The organism is Bacillus sp. NPDC094077 (genome assembly GCF_050279465.1).
Classification (GTDB): domain Bacteria; phylum Bacillota; class Bacilli; order Bacillales; family Bacillaceae_G; genus Bacillus_A.
On sequence record NZ_JBNNUF010000001.1, the window covers coordinates 760,794 to 784,676 of the forward strand.

At 35.7% G+C, this 23,883-nt stretch carries 23 protein-coding genes, 1 tRNA gene and 2 riboswitches; of the genes, 8 read left to right on the forward strand and 16 right to left on the reverse strand.

The window, feature by feature from the left end; translation table 11 throughout:
* Positions 1-68: 68 nt before the first annotated feature.
* Positions 69-178: riboswitch (SAM riboswitch) on the reverse strand.
* A 202-nt stretch (positions 179-380) separates the two neighbouring features.
* Positions 381-490: riboswitch (SAM riboswitch) on the forward strand.
* A 246-nt stretch (positions 491-736) separates the two neighbouring features.
* From metI to ACQKNR_RS03975, 4 genes are all read left to right on the forward strand, one after another.
* Positions 737-1,849: a cystathionine gamma-synthase/O-acetylhomoserine thiolyase gene (gene metI / locus ACQKNR_RS03960; protein WP_427315518.1), complete on the forward strand. Its 1,113-nt coding sequence runs from the start codon at positions 737-739 to the stop codon at positions 1,847-1,849.
* Entirely contained in the window at positions 1,846-3,009 is a 1,164-nt protein-coding gene (gene metC, locus ACQKNR_RS03965; protein WP_427315519.1) for a cystathionine beta-lyase, read from the forward strand. The genes metI and metC overlap by 4 nt, the downstream gene beginning before the upstream one ends.
* A 169-nt stretch (positions 3,010-3,178) precedes the next feature.
* Positions 3,179-3,691, forward strand: a complete 513-nt coding sequence (locus ACQKNR_RS03970; protein ID WP_427315521.1) for a cysteine hydrolase family protein — start codon at positions 3,179-3,181, stop codon at positions 3,689-3,691.
* Positions 3,692-4,237: 546 nt separating this feature from the next.
* Complete coding sequence (locus ACQKNR_RS03975; RefSeq protein WP_000894377.1) at positions 4,238-4,528, forward strand: ArsR/SmtB family transcription factor; 291 nt, start codon at positions 4,238-4,240, stop codon at positions 4,526-4,528.
* Positions 4,529-4,673: 145 nt separating this feature from the next.
* Here ACQKNR_RS03975 and ACQKNR_RS03980 read toward each other — a convergent pair whose 3' ends face one another.
* Positions 4,674-5,786, reverse strand: a complete 1,113-nt coding sequence (locus tag ACQKNR_RS03980; protein WP_427315523.1) for a class I SAM-dependent methyltransferase — start codon at positions 5,784-5,786, stop codon at positions 4,674-4,676.
* 9 nt (positions 5,787-5,795) lie between these two features.
* Complete coding sequence (locus ACQKNR_RS03985) at positions 5,796-6,425, reverse strand: MBL fold metallo-hydrolase (protein WP_427315525.1); 630 nt, start codon at positions 6,423-6,425, stop codon at positions 5,796-5,798.
* 170 nt (positions 6,426-6,595) lie between these two features.
* Here ACQKNR_RS03985 and ACQKNR_RS03990 point away from each other — a divergent pair, with 170 nt between their 5' ends.
* Positions 6,596-6,769, forward strand: a complete 174-nt coding sequence (locus ACQKNR_RS03990; protein WP_193410349.1) for a DUF2759 domain-containing protein — start codon at positions 6,596-6,598, stop codon at positions 6,767-6,769.
* An 81-nt stretch (positions 6,770-6,850) separates the two neighbouring features.
* Here ACQKNR_RS03990 and glcK read toward each other — a convergent pair whose 3' ends face one another.
* The 14 genes from glcK to ACQKNR_RS04060 form a co-directional block, all read right to left on the reverse strand.
* Positions 6,851-7,834, reverse strand: a complete 984-nt coding sequence (glcK, locus tag ACQKNR_RS03995; protein WP_193410350.1) for a glucokinase — start codon at positions 7,832-7,834, stop codon at positions 6,851-6,853.
* 19 nt (positions 7,835-7,853) lie between these two features.
* Positions 7,854-8,054 carry a YqgQ family protein gene (locus ACQKNR_RS04000; protein ID WP_002173470.1) on the reverse strand — a complete coding sequence of 67 codons (201 nt, stop codon included), beginning with the start codon at positions 8,052-8,054 and terminating at the stop codon, positions 7,854-7,856.
* A 102-nt stretch (positions 8,055-8,156) separates the two neighbouring features.
* Complete coding sequence (locus ACQKNR_RS04005; RefSeq protein WP_427315528.1) at positions 8,157-8,735, reverse strand: 5-formyltetrahydrofolate cyclo-ligase; 579 nt, start codon at positions 8,733-8,735, stop codon at positions 8,157-8,159.
* A 105-nt stretch (positions 8,736-8,840) separates the two neighbouring features.
* A complete protein-coding gene (rpmG, locus tag ACQKNR_RS04010; protein WP_001265616.1) occupies positions 8,841-8,990 on the reverse strand; it encodes a 50S ribosomal protein L33 in 150 nt (49 codons plus the stop codon).
* A gap of 70 nt (positions 8,991-9,060) precedes the next feature.
* Positions 9,061-11,415 carry a sugar phosphate nucleotidyltransferase gene (locus tag ACQKNR_RS04015; RefSeq protein WP_427315529.1) on the reverse strand — a complete coding sequence of 785 codons (2,355 nt, stop codon included), beginning with the start codon at positions 11,413-11,415 and terminating at the stop codon, positions 9,061-9,063.
* A 349-nt stretch (positions 11,416-11,764) separates the two neighbouring features.
* Positions 11,765-12,421 carry a phosphate signaling complex protein PhoU gene (phoU, locus tag ACQKNR_RS04020; protein WP_427315531.1) on the reverse strand — a complete coding sequence of 219 codons (657 nt, stop codon included), beginning with the start codon at positions 12,419-12,421 and terminating at the stop codon, positions 11,765-11,767.
* A gap of 170 nt (positions 12,422-12,591) precedes the next feature.
* Positions 12,592-13,407, reverse strand: a complete 816-nt coding sequence (gene pstB / locus ACQKNR_RS04025) for a phosphate ABC transporter ATP-binding protein (protein ID WP_427315533.1) — start codon at positions 13,405-13,407, stop codon at positions 12,592-12,594.
* A 28-nt stretch (positions 13,408-13,435) separates the two neighbouring features.
* A complete protein-coding gene (pstA, locus tag ACQKNR_RS04030) occupies positions 13,436-14,302 on the reverse strand; it encodes a phosphate ABC transporter permease PstA (RefSeq protein WP_427315535.1) in 867 nt (288 codons plus the stop codon).
* Between the two features lies 1 nt (position 14,303).
* Entirely contained in the window at positions 14,304-15,254 is a 951-nt protein-coding gene (gene pstC, locus ACQKNR_RS04035) for a phosphate ABC transporter permease subunit PstC (protein WP_427315537.1), read from the reverse strand.
* A gap of 27 nt (positions 15,255-15,281) precedes the next feature.
* Complete coding sequence (locus ACQKNR_RS04040; protein ID WP_427315539.1) at positions 15,282-16,199, reverse strand: PstS family phosphate ABC transporter substrate-binding protein; 918 nt, start codon at positions 16,197-16,199, stop codon at positions 15,282-15,284.
* A gap of 352 nt (positions 16,200-16,551) precedes the next feature.
* A complete protein-coding gene (locus tag ACQKNR_RS04045) occupies positions 16,552-18,687 on the reverse strand; it encodes a peptidoglycan D,D-transpeptidase FtsI family protein (protein ID WP_427315541.1) in 2,136 nt (711 codons plus the stop codon).
* 109 nt (positions 18,688-18,796) lie between these two features.
* Positions 18,797-20,074 (reverse strand): MFS transporter, encoded by a 1,278-nt coding sequence (locus tag ACQKNR_RS04050; protein WP_427315543.1) that lies wholly within the window; start codon positions 20,072-20,074, stop codon positions 18,797-18,799.
* 116 nt (positions 20,075-20,190) lie between these two features.
* Positions 20,191-20,802, reverse strand: coding sequence for a superoxide dismutase [Mn] (gene sodA / locus ACQKNR_RS04055; RefSeq protein ID WP_193410361.1), 612 nt, complete (start codon positions 20,800-20,802; stop codon positions 20,191-20,193).
* A 224-nt stretch (positions 20,803-21,026) separates the two neighbouring features.
* Positions 21,027-21,100, reverse strand: a tRNA-Ile gene (locus tag ACQKNR_RS04060).
* 242 nt (positions 21,101-21,342) lie between these two features.
* On the opposite strand from ACQKNR_RS04060, the gene yqgB reads away from it, so the two are divergent.
* The 3 genes from yqgB to ispG all read left to right on the forward strand — a co-directional run bounded on the left by yqgB (position 21,343) and on the right by ispG (position 23,803).
* Complete coding sequence (gene yqgB / locus ACQKNR_RS04065; protein ID WP_427315545.1) at positions 21,343-22,101, forward strand: protein YqgB; 759 nt, start codon at positions 21,343-21,345, stop codon at positions 22,099-22,101.
* Positions 22,102-22,175: 74 nt separating this feature from the next.
* The gene (locus ACQKNR_RS04070; protein ID WP_427315547.1) at positions 22,176-22,535 is read left to right on the forward strand and encodes a hypothetical protein; all 360 of its coding nucleotides are present in this window, start codon (positions 22,176-22,178) and stop codon (positions 22,533-22,535) included.
* A gap of 164 nt (positions 22,536-22,699) precedes the next feature.
* Entirely contained in the window at positions 22,700-23,803 is a 1,104-nt protein-coding gene (ispG, locus tag ACQKNR_RS04075; RefSeq protein ID WP_427315815.1) for a flavodoxin-dependent (E)-4-hydroxy-3-methylbut-2-enyl-diphosphate synthase, read from the forward strand.
* Positions 23,804-23,883: the final 80 nt, after the last annotated feature.

Here is a 23,883-nt window from a genome sequence, read left to right on the forward strand (position 1 = left end):
TCTCCCCTCATTTCTATCAATATAAAAACCCCCTCTTCACTTTGAAGAGGGGGACATAATTGTTCCGCCTCTTATTATGCAAAACATTCGTTTTGCAGGTATTAGCACCGTTTCAAACATTTCGTTTGAAGGTTGCCGGGTTTCACAGGGCCTTTCCCTCCACCGCTCTCAATAAGAGTTTGTCTATATATTTTATTTATGTAGCTAAAAGGAAATGCGTTCCCCTTTTAACAATGTTTGTTAATTTTTTAATAAATTTAGCATGCACAAATACAAAAGTCAATGACACTTGCGGAAAAATAAAAATTATTTAAAATAGAGTTGCAATTCAATTATCTTTTGATGTAAAGTTAAAACCATAATAAAATTTCATACGAACATTCTTATCTAGAGAGGTAGAGGGACTGGCCCTATGACGCCTCAGCAACCATTAACATTTGTTAATAAGGTGCTAATTCCAGCAAATTGTGAAAGATTTGACAGATGAGAAGAAGACTCTATTCAAACGAAAGCCTTCTTCTTAGAAGGCTTTTTTTATTTTATCCCGCTATTTGAGGGCAGTAAGACTCCCACCTCAAAATTCGGCTGGAGCAAAGAAGTTAGTTGGGAGTCGGACTGCCCGTAAAAGCCCGATTGGTTCAACTAATAATCAGCGGGGGATGAACAAAACCCCCACTGATTAAAGTTTCACTTTATATTCACTTCACTGTTCAATTTAAAAAGGAGGAATTTTCACATGTCAACTATTGAAACAAAACTAGCACAAATCGGAAACCGCAGCGAAACTACAACAGGAACTGTTAACCCGCCTGTTTATTTCTCAACCGCTTATCGTCACGAAGGAATTGGTAAATCTACTGGATTTGACTATTCACGAACAGGAAATCCAACTCGCGGTCTTTTAGAACAGGCAATCGCAGACTTAGAAAGTGGCGAACAAGGTTACGCCTGTAGTTCAGGTATGGCAGCTGTTCTCCTCGTCCTTTCGTTATTCCGTTCTGGAGATGAACTTATTGTATCTGAAGATTTATATGGGGGAACGTATCGCTTATTTTCTGAGCATGAAAAAAAGTGGAATGTTCGATGTAGATACGTAAATACACAATCTATTAAACAAATTGAGCAAGCTATCACAAATGAAACAAAAGCTATTTTCATAGAAACCCCGACTAATCCATTAATGCAAGTTACTGATATCGCAGCTATCGCAACTGTCGCAAAAAGACATGGACTACTTCTTATTGTAGACAACACATTCTACACGCCTTATATACAGCAACCATTAACAGAAGGTGCCGATATCGTACTTCATAGTGCAACGAAATATTTAGGTGGGCATAACGATGTACTAAGCGGACTTGTCGTTGCAAAAGGAAAGGAACTTTGCGAGGAAATCGCTCATTATCATAATGCCTCCGGTGCTGTCCTAAGTCCATTTGACTCATGGCTATTAATTCGTGGTATGAAAACTTTAGCGCTTCGAATGAGACAACATGAAGAAAATGCGAAAGCAGTTGTTGCTTATTTGAACGATGAAGACGGTGTGACAGATGTATTTTATCCGGGTAGAGGCGGTATGATTTCATTTCGTCTACAAGATGAAACATGGATTAATCCATTCTTACAATCTTTATCCTTAATTACATTTGCCGAAAGTCTTGGTGGTGTAGAAAGTTTAATGACTTATCCAGCAACACAAACGCATGCTGATATTCCTGAAGAAATCAGAACGGCAAACGGTGTATGCAATCGTCTTCTTCGATTCTCCGTCGGCATTGAAAATAGTAACGATTTAATTCAAGATTTAAAACAGGCCATTAAATTTGTAAAAGAAGGTGTAAGAATATGAGTTATTCTATAGATACACTCTTACTACACAACCAATATAAACATGATACACAAACCGGGGCTGTTAACGTTCCCATCTATAACACATCAACTTTTCACCAGTTTGATGTAGATACGTTCGGAAAATATGACTATAGTCGATCGGGTAATCCAACTCGTGAAGCTCTTGAAGATATTATCGCTTTATTAGAGGGCGGAACAAAGGGATTCGCCTTTGCATCAGGCATTGCAGCGATTTCTACTGCATTTCTCCTCCTTTCACAAGGCGATCACGTACTCATTTCAGAAGACGTATACGGAGGCACTTACCGAATTATAACTGAAGTACTCTCTCGTTACGGTGTTTCACATACATTTGTTGATATGACAAATGTAGAAGAAATCAAACAAAACATTAAACCAAATACGAAGCTCTTTTATGTAGAAACACCTTCTAACCCACTTTTAAAAGTGACAGATATCCGCGCTGTTTCTAAACTCGCAAAATCTATCGGTGCTCTTACTTTTGTTGATAATACATTTTTGACACCACTATTCCAGAAGCCACTTGATCTTGGTGCCGATGTTGTTCTTCACAGCGCTACAAAATTTATTGCTGGTCATAGTGATGTTACTGCAGGATTAGCAGTCGTAAAAGATGCCGAACTCGCTCAAAAACTTGGATTTTTACAAAATGCATTTGGTGCTATTTTAGGACCTCAAGATTGCTCTCTCGTACTTCGCGGTCTAAAAACATTGCATGTACGTCTCGAGCACTCATCTGCAAGTGCCAATAAAGTTGCACATTATTTGCAAGAGCACGCTAAAGTTCAAAATGTCTATTATCCGGGATTACAAACACATCTTGGTTTTGATATTCAACAATCTCAAGCAACATCAGCTGGAGCTGTTCTATCTTTTACTTTACAGTCAGAAGATGCACTCCGCCAATTTTTATCAAAAGTAAGATTACCTGTTTTTGCAGTTAGTTTAGGAGCTGTCGAGTCGATTCTTTCCTATCCAGCCAAAATGTCACATGCGGCTTTATCACAAGAGGCTCGTGATGAAAGAGGAATCTCTAATTCATTGCTCCGCTTATCAGTTGGCCTGGAAAATGTTAACGATTTAATATCCGATTTCGAAAATGCCCTTTCTTACGTAGAAGAACCTGTAAATGCATAGAGTGAAAAGAAGATATGAAATTAAGTTATCATATCTTCTTTTTATGCTGTCTAACATATTCGTTTTCATGTCTTTTCTTGTTGTATAGTTCATTAAAAAATAAAATCATACTATCTATTTCCAAGTAATGGATTTATTGATATATTAAGAAATAAAAGGGGGAAAAAGAATGGATACTTGTGCAGATATTTTAATCGTTATCGATTTACAAAATGGGGTATGCTATAGCGGTGAGCATTTATTCGATTTACAAAATTTACTTAAAAAAGTAAATAAAAGACTTTCTTCATACAGAAATTCCAATAAACCCATCATTTTTGTTCAACATTGTGATGATGATTTAGTACCAGAAAAGGAACTTTGGGCTATTCATACCGATCTAGATGTTCAAGAACAAGATTTTTTTGTAAGAAAAACGCATGCAAATTCATTTTATAAAACAAACTTAAAAGAGATTTTAGACAAATTATCTGTAAATCGTATTGAATTTTGCGGTGCCCAAACAGAGTACTGTATGGATGCTACAATTAAATTTGCCCACGGACTCGGATACGAAAACTTCATGGTACAAAAAACAACCTCTACGTTAAATAATCCATTTATGTCCGCAAAAGAGACAATTGATTTTTATGAGAATATATGGAACCATAGATTTTTAAAGTTGATAAAAGACGAACTCTAGAATAAAGTGAAGGCTAATAATCAGTGGGGGTTTTACGGGCAACTATCTCCCACCTAACTTCCTCGCATTCGCCGAATTTCGAGGTGGGAGTCTTACTGCCCGTAAATAGCGGGATAAATGACTAATGACTTGATCATTCTAAGATTTATTAGCTACACTCAAGTATTTCATTATCACCATACAGAAACAGATTACATTCAGCTTCTTTTCTTTTTAACCTGCTTTATATTCTATATATAACATTACAATTCCTTTGTCATATTATTTTAAAAATTTTGTATATTCATTTGAAAGAATAAGAAAATCATGATAAAATTGTGTTACAAATATATCTATATCTTTCAATTTTTAAAATGCATCGAAATTTTCACCCAAAAATGTCATTTTACAAAACCGTGCTAATTTATTTATTTTATTTACATCAGGGTCTCTTTTCTTACAATTTCTTTACTTTAGGACTTTTTTTCTGCAACAACTGTTTTCTTTTCTTTAATTTTTTGGTATGTATAGTATGGTATAACAGCTCACACGGAGGTGGAAAAGAACATGTTAGAAACCTTTCAAAAAGAATTAGAACTATATGAAAGTAATGCAGAATTATTGAAAGTACTTGCTCATCCTGTTCGTTTATGTATTGTAAAAGGATTAATCGAGCGTGGTCCAAGCAACGTTTCTACAATGTACACTGGCTTAAACATGCCACAATCTACAATTTCACAGCATTTAGCAAAGTTAAAAAGTGCTAAAATCGTTTCCAGTGAAAGAAAAGGATTAGAAATTTACTACAAAGTAGAAAACGAAACAATTATTCAACTCGTTCGCGTATTATTAGGTTAGGGACTAATAAACAGAGAAAAAGAACGTATTCTATATATTTCATCTCATATCTTTAATATAAATATATATCATGAGAGGAAATATATAATACTACATAAGTCGTATTAAAAAACAAGACACAGAAATATACTGTGTCTTGTTTTTTTCATATTGTTAAATATCGATTCACATGTGAATTCTGCATATCTTTTGTATGTATAACAACATCAAAGACACTCCCTAATCCTCCATTCAAAATCATAGAACGAACTGCTCGATTTTGTTTTTGAGTTTCAGAAAAAGGATTCGTATCTTGATGACTCGTAAGCTGTTCTAATATTCCTGCCGCTAACAAAAACTCAGATTGCTTTTTATGCCATACTGCACTCATTCCTTGAAGGCTAAAAATCTCCTTTAGCTCATCCCAATGAATATGAGTAGTAAGATCCATTTCACCCGGATGTTCTAGAGGATTACGTATTAACTTATGCTTATAATATCCACGTAAACTTCCTTCGTGATGTGCAGGATGCATCCATTCTTCTTTTGTGTAGCCATAGTCAACTGTAATACATATACCTTTTTGAAACCATTTCGCAATTCCTTTTATATACTCTTCCATCGCAATTGGCACTTCAAAACGTTGTCCTTCAGCAATATGAATATTATATTTCAATAAGTATCGACCTATTCTTTTATTTAACGGTCTACATACTTCAGCAAGATTTCCTTCCTCTGTATACGTAATACGTACTTCATACAACATTCCATTTCTCTTCTCAATTACTTCAACAGGAAATGCATCAAATAACTCATTCGAAAAAAGAATCCCTTCGAATGCTTCTCCCATTTCACTATAAGATGTATAATACGACACATTAGAAAATGAGCACAGATTCTCCTGCTGTAATTTTCTATGAAAAGGGCTCAATTCAATCATTGAATAATTTAAATCGATAAAGGTTTCCGGGGATAATTGCTTCCATTCTTGTAAAACATCATAGGCAAACTTTCCTGTCCCTCCGCCAATCTCACAAATATTCGGAGCAACTTCACCATTTTCAACAAGACGAATAAAAAACTTAGCAAAAGTTTTTGCAAAAACAGAGGATACGTTGCTACTTGTAAAAAAATCCCCTTGTCTTCCAATCTTTTCACGTTCCTTCATATAATAGCCATGTCCTTCTGTATACAATACGAGGTTCATATACGTACTATATGAAATTGAATAATCCTTCTCTTTCCCCATCCATTCTCTTAAAATGAGCTCCATCCCCATAATAACTCCTTATTGTAAAAATGGATTATTTTCTTTTTCAAAACCAATGCTTGTTTCTGGACCATGTCCACATAGCACCGCGGTTTCATCTGGTAATACAAATAATTTCTCTTCAATACTTCCAATTAATTCAGCAAAACTTCCACCAGGTAAATCCGTTCTTCCGATGCTCATTTGGAATAATACATCACCAGAAAACACGGCATTCGCCTCTTTACAATAATAAGAAATGCTTCCTGGAGAGTGTCCTGGTGTTTCAAAAATTTCAAAGTTAAATGAACCAATTGTTAATGCACCCTCTGCATCAATAATATGATCTGCTGGCTTTGCTGTAATACTGCGGTTCATCATAAAAATTTGAGAGCCATTTACAGTTGCATCCCCTAACCAATCTGCTTCTTCTTTATGTACGTATACAGGAATATGGAAAGCGTCTCTCACCGCATCAACAGCACCAATATGATCAAAATGAGCATGTGTTAATAAAACTGCCAATGGCTTTAATTGTTCTTTTTGTAAATATGTAACGAGCTTCTCTCCCTCGTGACCAGGATCAAAGATAATACACTCATTTTGATCATTCGTTAAAATATAAGCATTCGTTTGTAGTGGTCCTAACGGCATTTGTGTCCATTTCATATGAAAATCTCCTCCAGTTATTAAACTTACTTTTAATGATACAACATTTCTTTCTCTTAGGAAAAGAAAGGATGCTATCTCGACAATCATTTTTAAAACATGTACAATATAAAAGAGTAAATATTCTAAAAACTCATATTAAAGAATGGGTAGACAGAGGAGGATATTGTATGGGCCTTGTTATTATTTTTGCACTTGTCACTCTGTTAGCTGTATTTGCTACGCTTAGAACTCTCCGCGAAAAGAACTTTTTCGCGAGCGGTTTTGCAATTGCAACTGTACTCGTTTTCGGATGGTTTACGATCATGACTGTTCTATATAGCGGGTACCCACCAGCAGCTTAATTCATTTTCAGTTATACTTTTCATCAAGATTTCACACAAAAAGAGGAAGGGTTTTCCCTTCCTCTTTTCATATTTCACTATTTATAACATCTTCGCTTCGTATTTGTGCTTTTTTACAAGCCACGCTCCCCCGATAACACCTGCATCATTACCAAGTGTTGCAATTGCTAACTTTGTACTCTTTACAGCACGTGAGAAAGCATATTGCTCGAAATAGCGTTGAATTGGTTCTAATAGTGCATCTCCAGCTTTAGACACGCCACCGCCAATAACAATTTTCTCAGGGTTCAGCGTGCTAGAAAGGTTCGCTACAGCTAACCCTAAATAAGAAGCTACTTTTTCTACTACTTCACCTGCTAGTTCATCACCTTGTCCATGCGCTTCAAATACATCTTTTGATGTAATACGCCCTTCTTCCGCTAACATAGAACGTAACAGACTTTCTTTATTAGTCTCTTGTATTTTTTGCATAGCAACACGCACAATACCTGTTGCAGAGGCTACTGTTTCTAAACAACCAGACTTCCCGCAATTACATGGGAAAGCATTCTCCGTAACGACTGTAATATGTCCAATCTCACCAGCAGCACCGCTTACACCGTGTACAATCTCACCATTGGCGATTACACCACCACCAACACCAGTACCAAGTGTCATACAAATTAAATCTTTTGCTCCTTCGCCAGCACCTTTCCACATTTCACCAAGTGCTGCTAAGTTTGCATCATTATCAATCACAACAGGTAATCCTGTTTCTACTTCTAGTAAATCTTTTAACGGATAGTTTTTCCATCCTAAATTAACCGCTTCATAAATCATTCCAGATGCCACATGTACAGGACCAGGAGCTCCCATACCAATACCAATTAACTTGCTTTTTAATTCACCTAACTCTTCTAGCTTTTTATCGATTGCTTTCGCTACATCAAGTGTAATATGTTTTCCTTGCTCATTTGTATTCGTAGGTATTTCCCACTTATGTAAAATTTCACCGTACACATTAATAAATGCTAATTTAATCGTTGTACCACCAAGATCAACACCAACTAACCATTTCTCTTCCATGTTGTTTACCTACCTTTATCTAATTCTTATTTATCTCTTTTTGAATTTCTTGCTTCAATAAAAATAAAGCTGTTTGATAGTCTTGTGGATCGATTAGCTGTGATTGGTTTAATTCACGTAGCTCATCTTGCATTAATTGTAAATCTGCAATTCGATCACCCGTATAAATAATCGTACCAAATTTCTTTAGCAATTGTTGAATATCATAAATAGATATCATTTCATCACCCTCTATGCTCACTTATTATAAAAATCATAATAAGAAAACGTTCACATATTTTATTATAATCAAGAAGAAAAAGTCTCGTCAATTTTTATTTGTCTATACAAGCCCATTTATAACCATTGTTCCTTTTTCTGTAATAATTTTTTCTACATTCTTATCAAATGGTTCTACCGGAATATGTTTTACCATTTGAAAACCATAGGCTAATGATAGCGTTTTCCCTTTATAATGTACGAGATAACGATCATAGTAGCCACCACCATACCCAATCCGTTCTCCTCGCTGCGTATAAGCTACGCCTGGCACGATAAGAAGATCAATTTCATCTGCATTCACTTCTTCCGTAAGCGCCAAAATCGGTTCACGTAAGTTCATATATACTGTTTCTAATTGGTCAAAATTACTAATTTTCCGGAAAGACATCGTCCTTATCCCTTTATTACACTTTGGAACAACTACTTTCTTTCCTTCTTCCCAAGCTTTTTCGATAATAGGATATGTATTCACTTCACGTTCCATCGAGAGAGTGATTCCAATTACTTTAGCCTCAACCCACTCTTTTTGCGCATACAACGAAACTGCAATTTGCTCTGATAAAGTTGTATACTGTTCTTCCGATAAAGAATTCATGTGTTCTATTATTTGTTTACGTAAACGTACTTTCTCTTCTTTCACACATTTCCCCCCTTGCAGTGACACTTTACTCTACGAAGATAGTGTATCACTTTTAGCACAGGAATCGAATAAAAAAAAGAAACAGTAGGAAAATATTCCTACTGCTTACTTTGTTTCACGGTGTAACGTAGACTTCTTGTCACGCTTGCAATACTTTTTAAGCTCGATACGCTCAGCGTTGTTACGTTTATTTTTCTTTGAGATATAGTTACGATCTCCGCATTCTGTACATGCTAGAGTAATATTCACACGCATTCTTATTTCCCTCCAGTCACTAATAACTTAAATCAGACTATACTATAATACCACTTTTAAAATAAAAATTCTACACCTTTTGATATTGTCTAATTTTTTCTATAAGATTTTTCATATTTTCCCTTGCTATTACTGGGTTTCTAGCATGTGAATACACCAAAAATTTTGGTTGTTTTGTGTCAGAAACAATATAAGACCACTCTTTTTCGGTATATTTGAACTGTACCCCTTCAAATATACCTTCTTCCTCCCTTTCCATATCATCCAATAATTTCCTCATCACTTTCCCTTTTTCGTTCCATGAACATACAACTTCATCATAAAGTAAATAGAGTGGAGGCGATTGCTCTACTATGCTGTGAAACGCTTTTCCTTGCAGTGCTATTAACTCGAATAATTTTCCAATTCGGTATAAAATATCTCGTTTCCATTTTACTTGGAACGACTTTTTTTTATCATGTATATAAAATAGAAGGTAACATTCTCCTAATTTCAAAGACATCGGGTAAATATTTCCTGTCGCTTCCAGTAATAAATCAGGAAGATCTATTTCTTCAAAATCTGTACCTTGGTAAATATTACTATAATTATCATATAACTCGAAATAATTTCCTTGCTCAGAAAACATAAGCGCCATATTTGCTTTACTTGATTTCATCAAAGCTTTCACATGATCTTTTTGTTCACCCGCATAAATCCATGTAACTGTGCATCCAAGCCTTTGAAGAAAGAGCATAAGTAAATGTTGTAACATATCATTTCTCTTATTAATAAGAAGATGAAACTTCTGTTTTTGTATTTGCTCGATATCAATGCGCTCTAATACAGCCTCTATATAATCATTTAAAGAAACGTGAACTGGCGTATTTCGTCCCATTTCTTTCTCACATACGTAATAAAACGACTCGGACATATATACTTGTTCTATCGCTTTTTGCTGCTTATATGTTAATAGCATCCCATCCTTACCATACAACTTGATAACAACCTCTTTTTCATTTTCCACTTGAACGAAAACCCCACCTGCACATTGCAAATTATGAATATTATACTGAAAAAGTGACTCGGTCATTTCTTTACATTCCATCGTATGAATCCCGATACCATGAATAGCATGTAAGAATAAATTTTTATAAGAAGTTGTTTCTATATGTTCTTGACTCCCGATTAATATACTTTCCCCTTTTCCCAAAAGCGATCCATACGCCATCGCAACTTTCACAATAAATTGAGGAGTAATCTCAACATTTCCTCTCCCTACTATACGGCTTTTTTGTAACCATCCCGCACTCTTTTCACTTTCTTGAACACCAGCTGATCCTACTACCGAATGACTATCAATTGCCTTATAAGGCCATAGTTTTCCTTTTTGCTTAATTACCGTACTTTTCCCTATATGGCAATGATCCGCTACAATGCTTTTTTGAAACAGTGTAACGTCATCTTCAACCATTGTATGCTCTCCTATTGTCGTTTCTAATAGCTCGCAATACTCCCCAATGTGAGCATTTGCAAACACAATGCTTTTTTGAAGATGAGAATAGCTTGAAATAGTACTATTTTTCCCGATAATAGAGTACGGCTCAATTACAGCCCCCGCACCAATCTTTGCTCCTTCTCCAATAAAAGAAGGGCCATGAATTTTCGTTCCTTTCCCAATCGTTACATCTTCTCCCATCCATACCATCGGCAATACTTCAGTATAGGGAATAGGCACTTGCAGTTTTTTCGTTAACAAATCAAATTGTGCTTGTCGATATTGATCAAATGTACCAATATCTAACCAATACCCTTCTGACAAATATGCAAATAAGGCATTCTTATTTGCCAATAACGGAAACACATCTTGACTGAAATCAAAAAATTCTTGTGGCGGTATGTAAGAAAAGATTTCTGGCTCCATAATATAAATACCTGTATTCACAACATTAGAAACTACCTCATTCCAGCTTGGTTTTTCTACATACCGTATAACCTCTTGTTCTTTGTTCATTACAACCAAACCAAATGAGAGTGGGTTTTCTACTTCCTTCACAAACATTGTTACCATTCTTTTCTTTCGTCCATGAAACTTAATTCCTTCTGATAATTGAAAATCAGTTAATGCATCTCCGCTTATCACAACAAATGTTTCATCTAAAAAGTTTTCCGCTTGCTTAATACTCCCTGCGGTTCCAAGCGGAGGAGAGTCTTCAAAATAATACAATTTAACTCCCCATTTACTACCATCACCAAAATACTGCTTAATGGCCGTACCCATATATTGAACGGTAATTGCAATTTCACGAATACCATGCTGACGTAATAATTCAATATTGTATTCCAAAACTGGTTTTTCTAATAATGGCAACATCGGCTTTGGAGTATTACATGTTAATGGTCTAAGGCGTCTTCCTTTTCCTCCAGCTAAAATAACCCCCTTCATATACTTCAGCCTCCACTTAGATAATGTTCAGTAACTCCGTATACCATATGTATATTCTCTATCTCACATGAATTAGCAGCATAAACTTGATTATTGTAACGAATCATTACTGATGAGAAAAACTCTGCTTAAGATTACCTTCTATATAAATATATCTTTCAAACCCCCACAGAAAGAAAGCGCTTACTATTAACTTAGTAAAATAACGCTGAATAGCAACCAACATATATACTAATTCCCTCATTACATTATGATACATCTTATCATCATAAACTAAAGGAAACAACGAGCTTTTTTTGTCATGTTTTGACTAAAAAAGCAGATGATTTCTCATCACCTGCTTTGATCCCTATTCATTCAATAAATAATGCTTTCCTTTTACTAAATAAAATACATTCTCAGCAATATTTGTAACATGATCTGCTACCCGCTCAATATATCTCGCCACAAATGATAATTGTGTAATTTGTGTAATTGCTTCTGGTTGTTCCGGAACTGAAGATATAAATTCACGAATCGCCTTTCCATATATTTCATCAACGGAATCATCCATTTCGGCAATTTGTTTAGCAAAAGTTAAATTTTCTTGCTCATATGCTTCTAACGCTAAACTTAACATCTCATTTGCAATCGCAAACATTTCATCAAGATTGTGTAAACTAACAGCCACTTCTTTTTCCCCAAGACGAATAGTAGACTTCGCAATATTAACGGCATGATCTGCAATACGCTCTAAATCTGTCGCTGTTTTAATTGAAATGAAAATTTTTCGTAAATCACTTGCTACAGGCTGTTGCTTCGTAATAAGCATAAGCGCAAGATCGTTTATTTCCTCTTCTAAATTATCCATGCGGTAATCACCATCAATGACCTCTAACGCTTTCTCTACATCTCTTGTATGCAGACCTTCCATAGCAATTAATAAAGCTTCCTTTGCTAATTCGCCAAGCTCAATCACCTTTTGCTGTAACGTTTTTAAATCACATTGAAACTGTTCTCTTACCATTGTTTCTTCCCCCTCAATATTATGTGTCATTATATATAAATTTCCTATCTAGCCTCCTATACTTACAATAAGTATTAAGATAGGAAAATTATTACTTCCCTATTAAAATGAGGTAAAAATAAGAAATGCCCTCCGTTAAGAGGGCATTTACTCTTATACTTACAACGATATCAACCGAATCGTCCTGTAATATAATCTTCTGTACGCTTATCTGAAGGTGTTGTAAATAATTTATTTGTCTCTGTATATTCCACAACTTCCCCACTTAAGAAGAAAGCAGTTTTATCTGAAATACGTGCTGCTTGTTGCATGTTATGCGTTACGATTACAATACTAAAGTCTTTCTTTAACTCTTGAATTAATTCTTCAACTTTTAATGTTGAAATTGGATCTAACGCTGATGTTGGCTCATCCATTAAAATTACATCTGGCTCAATCGCTAAGCAACGCGCAATACATAAACGTTGTTGCTGTCCGCCAGATAAGCCGTATGCATTATCGTGCAAACGGTCTTTTAACTCATCCCAAATCGCTGCCCCACGTAAACTTTTTTCAACAATTTCGTCCAATGTTTTTTTATCACGAATACCGTGGATTTTCGGGCCATATGCTACATTTTCATAAATAGATTTCGGAAATGGATTTGGCTTTTGGAATACCATTCCTACATGTGTTCGTAATTCTTCAACTGGATATGATTTATCAAATATATTACGTTCTCTATATTCAATTACACCTGTAGTTCGAACGATCGGTACTAACTCTACCATACGATTTAATGTTTTTAAGTACGTTGATTTACCGCAACCACTTGGGCCAATAATTGCTGTAACTTCATTCTCATGAATACTTAAGTTGATATCCTTTAAAGCATGGTCTTCTCCATACCATAAATTTAAGTTTTTCGTATCAAATACTACTTTCTTTGGTGCAGTCTCGATTTTCTCTTCATTTTTCACCTGTACATTTACTACTGTTGCTACCATTTGAATTCCCCTTTCATCCACTTCCAACTTATTTTCGATTTCGTAACCATAAGACAAATATATTGATAAAGAGCAACAACCCTAGCAAAACAATCATTCCAGCTGCTGCTACATACTGAAATTCTTCTTGCGGTCTACTCATCCAATTAAAAATTTGAATTGGTAAAACTGTAAATCTATCAAACATACTAAATGGAACATAATTTGCAAATGCAAGTGCCCCGATAACTAATAACGGTGCCGCTTCTCCAATTGCTCTTGAGATCGCTAACGTACAACCCGTTATAATTCCCGGAAAAGCTGCCGGCAATACAATTTGATACATCGTTTGCCACTTCGTAGCACCTAATCCGTAAGAAGCTTCCAATAACGAATTCGGTACAGATCGAATCGCTTCTTGACTAGCTACAACAACTGTTGGTAAGACGAGCAAACTCATCGTCAATGCCGCTGCAACTATACTCTCTCCTAAATGAAGAGCATATACAAAAATCGTTAAACCGAGTAAACCGAATACAACAGAAGGTACTCCCGCTAATGTTTGATTATTAACTTCTATTATTTTCTTAAATATGGACTCCTTCGCATAATGTTCTAAATAAAGAGCCGTTCCGACTCCCAATATAAAAGAAACCGGTATAACGATTCCCATAAATAATATTGTCCCTGACAAAGCAGCAGCAATTCCAGCTTCTTTCGGATTACGTGAAGCGAAGTTTGTAAAGAAATCTATTGAAAGATAACTTACACCTTTTTCAAAAATTTGAAACAGCAAGATCAAAAGTATTACTACCGAAAACAAAATCGCTATATAAAAAAACAACTTATAAATTCTGTCTTTCAAAAAACGAGCTGTCATATTTTCTTCTATTTTCTTATGATTTAACATTCGCATATTATGTCACCCTCCTAAAACGGTGCATAATATATTGCGAAAGGATGTTCATTATAAAAGTAAACATAAATAGCGTTGCACCTACAGCATACATGCTGTAATAAGTAATAGTTCCATGCGGAGCATCGCCTAAACTTACTTGCACAATATAGGCTGTTAACGTTTGAATAGATTGCGTCGGATTTAGCGATACATTAGGTGTGGATCCCGCTGCAATAACAACAATCATTGTCTCGCCAATTGCCCGAGAAGCCGCTAATATAATCGCTGCCATAATCCCTGTAAAAGCCGAAGGAAACACTACTTGTTTTACCATCTCAAAGCGAGTCGCCCCGAGTGCTAACGAAGCTTCTTTCGTTCCTTTCGCTACAGCTCTCATTGCGTCTTCAGAGAGTGACGCAATTGTAGGTATCATCATAAGTCCAATAACAATCCCTGGACTAATCGCATTAAAAAACTGTAAATCCGGTATAATCCGTTGTAAAAGTGGCGTGACAACTGTTAATGCGAAAAAACCATATACGATTGTCGGGATGCCTGCTAATAGTTCCAGCATCGGCTTTAATATCTTCCGTGCACCGTTTGAAGCATATTCGCTTAAAAATACGGCACAACCTAATCCGATAGGAATTGCTACGAGCATAGCAATTGCCGTTACAAGGACTGTTCCACATATAAGTGGTAATATACCGAATTTCGGATCTTCAAAAAACGGTAACCATTCTTTCTCCGTCAAAAAGGAATGTAATGATATTTTTTGAAAAAACATGATTGTTTCATTTGCCAACGTAAATATAATTCCAAGTGTCGTCACAACAGAAACGCTAGCAATTATTTTTAGTGATAACGGAACTATTCGATTGATTCGCTGCGTTTTTTTTCTTTGTTTTGTATTTCTTTCAATCAAATGTTGTACAGAAAATGTAATTTGACTTTTGTCATTATGAGCCAAAGATGAAAACCCCTTTCCACCCTGACATTACCTTTTTATTTCTGTTAACATTCGTAGCTGTTCATTATATTTTTTTGGGGGTAATTTTACATATCCGACCTCTTCAGCGAGATTTCCAACATGCTGAATCATAAACTCAACATAATTTGCTACACTCATTTTATTTCGGATAGATGCATCATTCACATAAGTAAATAGCGATCTAGATAACGGCTTATACTTACCTGTTTGAATGGTCTCTTTCGTCGGAAATACACCATTCACTTTTATCGCTTTCACCTTATCTCGATTAGCCATATAATAAGCATATCCTACAAAAGCAATGGCATGTTTATCATTCATTACCCCTTGCATAATAACTTGGTCATCTTCAGACAAAGAGACTCTTTTTACAAGGCGGCTATTTTGTAAGATGACATTTTGAAAATAATCATAAGTACCAGAGTCTACGCCTGGCGCATAAAACTTCACTTGTTCACGTGGCCATGATGAATGAATTTGTGACCATCGCTTCTCTCTTCCATCTTCACTCCATAACAGACGTAAATCGTCTACCGTCATATTCTCTACCCACGTATTTTGACGATTCACAACAATTGTAAGACCATCGTAAGCGACTTCAAACGGTGTAAACTGAATGGAGTTTTTCTTCATTTCATTTTCTTCCACTTGTTTCATTACTCTCGAAGCATTATTTATATCTACCTCACCTTTACTGAAACGATTAAATCCTCCTCCTGTTCCAGAAACACTGATGGAAATTTTCACGTTCGGATGCACCTTTGTATATTCTTCCGCTACTGCTTCTATAATAGGAAAAACCGTTGAGGATCCGTCAACTCTCACTTCTCCCATTTCACTTGTAGCAAACGCAGTAGACATACCAAAACAAAAGAAACATGTCGATAACATTAAAACTTTAATCTGTGTTCGCATCCATTTCACGTGTGCTTCCTCCTAGAAGTAACCGGAAATAACAGGATTACAGATATAAGAATACTGCTAAACTATTAATTCGGTTTTAATTGTTTGTAAAAGTTTTGTAAAGTTCCACAACAATCAACATAAGGTAAAAGGTTAATCAGTGGATAGCTGTTCGTCCCCTCTAACGATTAGCCTATAAAGCAGTTATCCTCCTATCGCACAAAATAAAACAAGAGGATATACATAAGTATCCTTTATGAGGCCGCGTGCTTTTTCAATACTGTATGCCTGTCCACTTTTATTAAAACGTATGCATGAACCATAAAAAAAAGCACACTATCTTTTCAGATAGTGTGCTTTTTTTATAACTTATTTATTCATTATCTTGATCTTCGTTTTTATTTTTATTGTCTTTTTCATCTTTTGGAGCTCCACCATTTATTTCTTGATTTTTCAAATCAAAGTAAGCATCCATAATTTCACGACTAATATATCCATTAATACCAGTCTTATCATCATGTACCCACGGCACAACAACAGAGAATGCTACTTCTGGATCTTCAAGTGGCGCATAACCTACTAATGTTAAGTTATATGTCTCCACACGCTGACCGTCTGCTTTTTTACCAATCGCTTTATCTCCACCATACACAGTTTGCGCTGTACCAGTTTTCCCTGCAGCTTTATATTTTGCACCAGTAAAGTATTTTGTAGCTGTACCGCCTGAATCGTTAAATACTTGTCTAAATCCTTCTTGAACACGTTTAATTTGTGATTCAGGCATATCAATACGATTTAATACTTTCGGTTCCATAGATTGAACAACTTTTCCAACTTCTTCTGGCTTGGTCGCTGGCTGACGAATTTCCTTTACAACTTGCGGTTGCATACGATATCCACCATTCGCAATTGTTGAAATATACTGAGCTAATTGAAGCGGTGTATACGTATCATACTGTCCAATTGATAAATCTAATAAGAAACCTGGGATATTGTCTGTGCTACCTCTTTGTCCAGCAGATTCATTCGGTAAATCAATGCCAGTTTTTACACCAAGTCCAAACTGACCGTAATAGTATCGCATCGTATCATATGCTTTTTGTGGTATATCTAACGTACCGCCTCTAACATATGGAACACCAGCAATATTCATCGCTGTTTTAAACATATATACGTTAGAAGACATTTTTAACGCTGTCAGATCATTAATAGGTCCCATCGTCTTCCAAGAAGATTTGCTCTTCGTTCCTTTTAATACGATTGGTTCATCGACTTGAACTGAACCCGGTTGAATCGCACCTGTTTGATATCCTGTAAGTACTGTCGCACCTTTTACAGTCGATCCCATCGGATAAGAACTTGTCATCGTTCCTAATGCGAAATCTTGTACTTTCGTTTCGCCATTTTCATCCACTAATTGTTTCCCAGCCATAGATAAAACTTCACCATTTTTCGGATTCATCATTACAACAAATGCCCGATCTAAAAGAGGTTCTGACCCTTTAAATTTCATTAAATTTTTTGTAATAATATCTTCCACACGCTTTTGTAATTCCATATCAATTGTTAAGTTCAGGTCGTTACCTCGTTGTCCTTGCGATACATTAATCGTTTCTAAAATATTACCGTTTTTATCTGTAATATTTTTCACTTCTTCTTTCGTACCATGCAGGCTATCTTCATACTGCTGTTCAAGATAACTTTTTCCTACTCTATCATTTCGATTATAATCGCGAACAAGATAGTAATCTAGTCTTTCTCTCGGTAAACCTTCATCAGACGTTGACACTCCACCAAGTACACTTCGGAATAAATCATCATACGTATATTTTCGATCCCAATCAACATTCGTATCTACACCTGGTAATGTTGCTAGATTCTCACTAATCTTCGCATATTCTTTTTCTGTAGCATCCTTTTTAATAACTTGAGGTGTCATCGCATATCCGCCGTCCATCTTACTTTTAATCGCTAATATTTCTAAATCTTCTGCGGATAATTGATTAATCTCTTCTTCCGTCACACGACTTCGTTGACGCTCGTCTAACTCTTTATCGTCAATTTTGTTATTTTTCAATTCTTGACGATCTTTATTCGTAATTTTTTCTTTGGCTTCCTCTTTATGCATAGCAAGCCAATAATCTTTTTTATCGCGATCCGTTAATTTATCTGTCGGTACGTCAATCCACTCTGCTAGTTTTTTCGCTGTTTCTAAGCGATCCTCTGCAGTTGATCCTTTCATTTTTGTAAATGTGATGGTACGAACAGCTGCATTATCTACTACTGGTCGTCCATAACGGTCAAATATTTTCCCACGCGGTACTGGATTGCTTATCGTTGAATTTTCTTTCTTCTCCACTTCATTCTTATATTCCTCACCGCGAACAATTTGTACGTATCCGAGTCTTACAATAACCGCGGAGAACATTAAAAATACGCAAAAAAACAACACGTTTAATCGAAAAGGAACGTGGGTCTTTTTCTTTGTTTGCTTCTGTTTCTTGCTCATACAAACCCCCTCTACCAACAGCTATGTAATGTGAAAGGGACACCTTCATACAGGTGTCCTCACTGCTGTCTTACATCTTTTTCTATTCTAGCATAAAACAAACGAGAAGTTAACCTTCTGGTTCAGTTTGATTCTGTGTGGTTCCTTGCGCTACAACACTTGTTTTACCCGCATTTCCCTCATCATATTTGACATTTTTAATCGCAAAATAAATAAGAAAATGTCCAGCACCTAAAATACATAGTAAATAAGGCAAACTTTTTTCAGGCGGAAAGAAGATCACCGCACACAAGAAACTTAAGATGGAACAAATCCTTCCTGCATTTAACCATAATTCCCGGACAACTACATATTCCACGCGCCATTCTCTCGCATTTTTCGCTCTACCAATTACGTCATATGTCATTGACCCGTACGGAACAAGTAAGATAGGGTATGCAATCGCGATACATGCTGCATAAATAAGTAATTTTGCGTATGTAACATTGAAAATAACTAAAAATACGACAGCATATAAAATAATGCCTCCAAACAAAATCGCTTTTTTTCGCCACTCTTTCTTTAACATACGAGCGACTAAGTAGTAACATACAAAGGATACAGCAGAGTTCACTAAACTATATTTTCCTAATGCGAACTCACTATTAGTTGCTAAATAAACATATACTGAAATGACAAAAATAAACGTTCCTTCTCTCAATCCTTGAAAAAAATGAGCTCTTGTAATTCTCCCCCAATTTTTATCAACCCTTCGCTCTTTCAATACTTGTACGATTTCATAACGCCCTTCACATTCTCTCTTAGATAAAAAGAAGCTTAAGACGACAGCAATCGCAAATAGCACTAATGAAAGAAAGAATATGACAGTATAACCACTCCATTTTTCCATACGTGAAATTGTGTATCCTGCTGCTATTGGTCCAATCATTCCAGAGAAAGATGTAAGAAGTCCAAGAAACCCGTTAAAGAAATCTCTTGTTTCTGGTTCTGTAATCTCAAATGTCAATAAATTAAACGCCAACCAGTAAAAACCGTATCCTACTCCTAAAAGAGCTCCCATTAATAAAATATAGTGAGAAGCACTTTTTCCCGCTACTAAAACAACGATAAAAAAAATTGCGAGCGTTCCTACGCCTATTCGTAACAAAATCGAGCGATCAATACGTTTCGCTAATTTCCCCCCTACAAGAAATGTGAGGGGCTGTAATACAACACTGGCCAAATTATACAAGCCAAGATTCACATAATTTTGTGTTTGTTTCCATAAGTAAATGTTAACAAACGTATTCGATAAAGAAATTGCGAGCGTGTATAAACCTCCTATAAGAAGCAATAACACTAAATCCCGATTCACTTCAACGTCACCAATTATATGTTTCCACTTCATACACAACTCTCCTTTACTTCATGTTCTAGTCTTCCAAAGACAAGCCCAATTATGTAAAAGGAAAGCATAGAAAAAAGCTAGGAGATTACTCCCAGCTTTTTCCATGTTTATTGCAATTATTTTGCTTCTTGGTAACGTTTTTCAGCAGCGTTCCAATCTACAACGTTCCAGAATGCACCGATGTAGTCTGGACGACGATTTTGGTAATGTAAGTAGTACGCATGCTCCCAAACATCTAAACCGATAACTGGAGTTTTACCTTCAGTTAAAGGAGAATCTTGGTTTGGAGTGCTTGTTACTTCTAACTCACCGTTATTTACTACTAACCAAGCCCAACCAGAACCAAAACGAGTTGCGCCAGCTTTAGCAAATTCTTCTTTGAATGCATCGAAGCTACCAAATTTCGCTTCAATTGCAGTTGCTAATTCGCCTACTGGTTGTCCGCCACCGTTTGGAGATAAGATTGTCCAGAAGAATGTATGGTTAGCATGTCCACCACCATTGTTACGTACTGCTGTACGGATTGCTTCTGGTACTTCATTTAAGTTTGCAACTAATTCTTCAACGCTTTTGTCAGCTAATTCTGCATGACCTTCTAAAGCAGCGTTTAAGTTTGTAATGTACGTGTTGTGATGTTTTGTATGATGGATATTCATTGTTTCTTTGTCAAAGTGAGGCTCTAAAGCATCATACGCATAAGGTAAATTTGGTAATTCGTGTTTTGCCATTGTTATATTCCTCCCAGTTTATGTATTGTCACTATTTGTGTGACATACAACTTCATTCTACCCTAATTGCCATAGGGTGCAAACAAATAAATCACATTGTCTTGCTAACATTAAAGTAGCAAAATTCCCACTTCTTTTCAATCAAAATGCTCATATATTCCGTAAAAAAAGCTCCCTTCTACAAGGAAGCTTCCTGCTGACATAATAAACATGTGAAATGGATATGGACCCTGTAGGACTCGAACCTACGACCGGACGGTTATGAGCCGTCTGCTCTAACCAGCTGAGCTAAGGGTCCACAATTATGTATGTAATAACATATCAAATAACTGAATTCCTATCGGATATATCCTTTAAGAAAGGTAAGATAAATTTACCATATAAAAAAGAAAAGTGTCAATTGTATTTTTCTCATTCAAAAGAAGAAAATTAATAAAAAGAAATTTAGTTATCTTCACTATATGTAAATATAATATATCTTGAGATTCTCTAGATTCCTACGTTACAATGACTTTATACATACATAAAGGAAGTGAATCTATGTCCATATTTACCCAATTCGCAAAAAGTGTATACTCGCCTAAAGATATGGCGCTATTCCGTTTTCAAAAAATCGGTAAAACCATTTTGTATATTATGCTACTTTGCTTAATTACTACTATTCCAAGAACTTTCTTGTACGGTAGCTTTATCCAAGATGGTGTGAACATGGTAAATCAAGTCATTGAAAAAGATTTACCTGATTTTAAAATTGAAAATGGCGAACTTAAAGCTGATATTGATCAACCTATCGAAAAAGAAGAAGGAAATGCCCTTTTCGTATTTGATCCAAATTCAACAGAATTAGAAAAATATCAAAATAAAACAGGTTTATTTGTTTTAAAAGATAAAGTCGTCTCTATAGGAAATGGTCAAACACAAACGTATTCCTATAACGACTTATTAGGTGCATCTCTTGAGAAAAAAGATTTGCAAGACTTTATTTCTTTATTCGATAGTATTTATCCAATTTTATTATTTGTTATCGGATTTTTAGTGTACCTATTCCAGCTATTCATCACTTTTTTAGGCGTGACTTTACTTGCGTTCATCGGTTCTGCTATGAGCGGTCAACGTAAATTATCCTATAAACAAGTTTGGACACTAACTGCGTACAGCTATACAATTCCAACAATCTTCTTTATGATTATGGATTTATTTAAAATCGTCGTACCTGGTTCAACATTCATTTATATCGCAGTTGTTTTAATTGTCCTATACTTAACAATTAAAGAAGTCCCAAAACCGAAAGAAAAATAAGAACACAAAAAAATGCCTAAATAGGCATTTTTTTTTTTGGACAAGCATATATTCCTAGCAAGGGAGTGAAGAATATGAAGAGATTAGGTATATTCTTATTCGTGCTTGTTCTCGTTTATATATTTTATTACGATATAAAAATCGGCACTTTACCGATGTTAAGCTCATATAAAAAAACAACCGCTGCCCAAACGATAAAAAAGGAAAATACAGATACAAAACAAAATAAAGAGAAAGAGAAAGAAACAGATACAGCTTATAAAGCAATTGAAGTCAAAACAGGTGATACTGTCCTTTCTATCACAGAAGCGATTAACAAGAAAAAAATCCCTTCTATTGAAAAAGTAATTGATGATTTTAAACAATTAAACAAAAATACATCTGCTACAAAAATACAAATTGGGAAATCTTATAAATTCCCGTTATATCAATGAGCAATCACTTAATCCTTGTCAATTACATAAAGGCGCTGATACAATAGTAAAAGTGAAACCGAGTACTTCGGTTTCTATAGCCCTTTCTCTCACATACTATCATTGATGTAAGGGACTAAAAAAGAAACTTCTTTTATAAGGAGAGCGATCTATTCGTGAATGAAATGACTCATCGTACAAAAACACGTCCAGTTAAAGTCGGTAATTTAACAATTGGCGGTAATAATGAATTAATTATACAAAGTATGACAACAACAAAAACACATGATGTTGAAGCAACAGTTGCTGAAATTAAACGTTTAGAAGAAGCTGGCTGTCAAGTCGTCCGTGTTGCTGTTCCAGATGAACGTGCAGCAAATGCTATTGCTGATATAAAAAAACAAATCAACATTCCACTTGTTGCTGATATTCATTTTGATTATCGCCTTGCCTTAAAAGCAATTGAAGGCGGCATTGATAAAGTACGTATCAACCCGGGTAACATTGGTCGTCGCCATAAAGTAGAAGCTGTTGTAAATGCAGCAAAAGAGCGCGGTATTCCAATCCGTATCGGTGTAAACGCTGGTTCATTAGAGCGTCACATTTTAGAAAAGTATGGGTACCCAACTGCAGATGGTATGGTTGAGAGCGCACTACATCACATTAAAATTTTAGAGGACTTAGATTTCCACGATATTATCGTATCTATGAAAGCCTCTGATGTTAACTTAGCAATTGAGGCATATGAAAAAGCTGCTCGTGCTTTTGATTATCCATTACATTTAGGTATTACAGAATCAGGAACATTGTTTGCTGGAACTGTAAAAAGTGCCGCTGGTCTTGGGGCAATCTTAAGTAAAGGTATTGGAAATACACTACGTATTTCATTAAGTGCGGATCCAGTTGAAGAAGTAAAAGTTGCGCGTGAACTATTAAAGTCATTCGGTCTTGCATCTAACGCAGCAACACTTATCTCTTGTCCAACTTGCGGTCGTATTGAAATTGATTTAATTAGCATCGCTAACGAAGTAGAAGAATATATTTCTACCCTGCAAGTACCAATTAAAGTTGCAGTACTTGGCTGTGCTGTAAACGGTCCTGGTGAAGCTCGTGAAGCCGATATCGGTATTGCTGGTGCACGTGGAGAAGGATTATTATTCCGTAAAGGGCAAGTTGTTCGTAAAGTACCAGAAGAAATAATGGTAGAAGAACTTAAAAAAGAAATTGATGTAATTGCTGCTGAAATGGCTGCTGAAAGAGACAAAGAAAAAGAAACACAAGAACAGTAAAAAGAAGGTTGCCACAATAAGTTGTGAGCAACCTTCTTTTCTATGTAAAAAAGCTCGTCAGTTATATAACCGACAAGCTT

Bases quoted from the DNA above. Each gene is read 5' to 3' on its own strand.
- ACQKNR_RS04015 (WP_427315529.1), bottom strand. From the start codon at position 11,415: ATGAAGGGGGTTATTTTAGCTGGAGGAAAAGGAAGACGCCTTAGACCA.
- glcK (WP_193410350.1), bottom strand. From the start codon at position 7,834: ATGGAAGAGAAATGGTTAGTTGGTGTTGATCTTGGTGGTACAACGATT.
- ACQKNR_RS04000 (WP_002173470.1), bottom strand. From the start codon at position 8,054: ATGATATCTATTTATGATATTCAACAATTGCTAAAGAAATTTGGTACG.
- ACQKNR_RS04070 (WP_427315547.1), top strand. From the start codon at position 22,176: ATGAAGAGATTAGGTATATTCTTATTCGTGCTTGTTCTCGTTTATATA.
- pstA (WP_427315535.1), bottom strand. From the start codon at position 14,302: ATGCGAATGTTAAATCATAAGAAAATAGAAGAAAATATGACAGCTCGT.
- ACQKNR_RS04045 (WP_427315541.1), bottom strand. From the start codon at position 18,687: ATGAGCAAGAAACAGAAGCAAACAAAGAAAAAGACCCACGTTCCTTTT.
- ACQKNR_RS03980 (WP_427315523.1), bottom strand. From the start codon at position 5,786: ATGGGGATGGAGCTCATTTTAAGAGAATGGATGGGGAAAGAGAAGGAT.
- ACQKNR_RS03990 (WP_193410349.1), top strand. From the start codon at position 6,596: ATGGGCCTTGTTATTATTTTTGCACTTGTCACTCTGTTAGCTGTATTT.
- sodA (WP_193410361.1), bottom strand. From the start codon at position 20,802: ATGGCAAAACACGAATTACCAAATTTACCTTATGCGTATGATGCTTTA.
- metI (WP_427315518.1), top strand. From the start codon at position 737: ATGTCAACTATTGAAACAAAACTAGCACAAATCGGAAACCGCAGCGAA.
- ispG (WP_427315815.1), top strand. From the start codon at position 22,700: ATGACTCATCGTACAAAAACACGTCCAGTTAAAGTCGGTAATTTAACA.
- metC (WP_427315519.1), top strand. From the start codon at position 1,846: ATGAGTTATTCTATAGATACACTCTTACTACACAACCAATATAAACAT.
- yqgB (WP_427315545.1), top strand. From the start codon at position 21,343: ATGTCCATATTTACCCAATTCGCAAAAAGTGTATACTCGCCTAAAGAT.
- ACQKNR_RS04050 (WP_427315543.1), bottom strand. From the start codon at position 20,074: ATGAAGTGGAAACATATAATTGGTGACGTTGAAGTGAATCGGGATTTA.
- ACQKNR_RS03970 (WP_427315521.1), top strand. From the start codon at position 3,179: ATGGATACTTGTGCAGATATTTTAATCGTTATCGATTTACAAAATGGG.
- pstB (WP_427315533.1), bottom strand. From the start codon at position 13,407: ATGGTAGCAACAGTAGTAAATGTACAGGTGAAAAATGAAGAGAAAATC.
- ACQKNR_RS03975 (WP_000894377.1), top strand. From the start codon at position 4,238: ATGTTAGAAACCTTTCAAAAAGAATTAGAACTATATGAAAGTAATGCA.
- rpmG (WP_001265616.1), bottom strand. From the start codon at position 8,990: ATGCGTGTGAATATTACTCTAGCATGTACAGAATGCGGAGATCGTAAC.
- ACQKNR_RS03985 (WP_427315525.1), bottom strand. From the start codon at position 6,425: ATGAAATGGACACAAATGCCGTTAGGACCACTACAAACGAATGCTTAT.
- phoU (WP_427315531.1), bottom strand. From the start codon at position 12,421: ATGGTAAGAGAACAGTTTCAATGTGATTTAAAAACGTTACAGCAAAAG.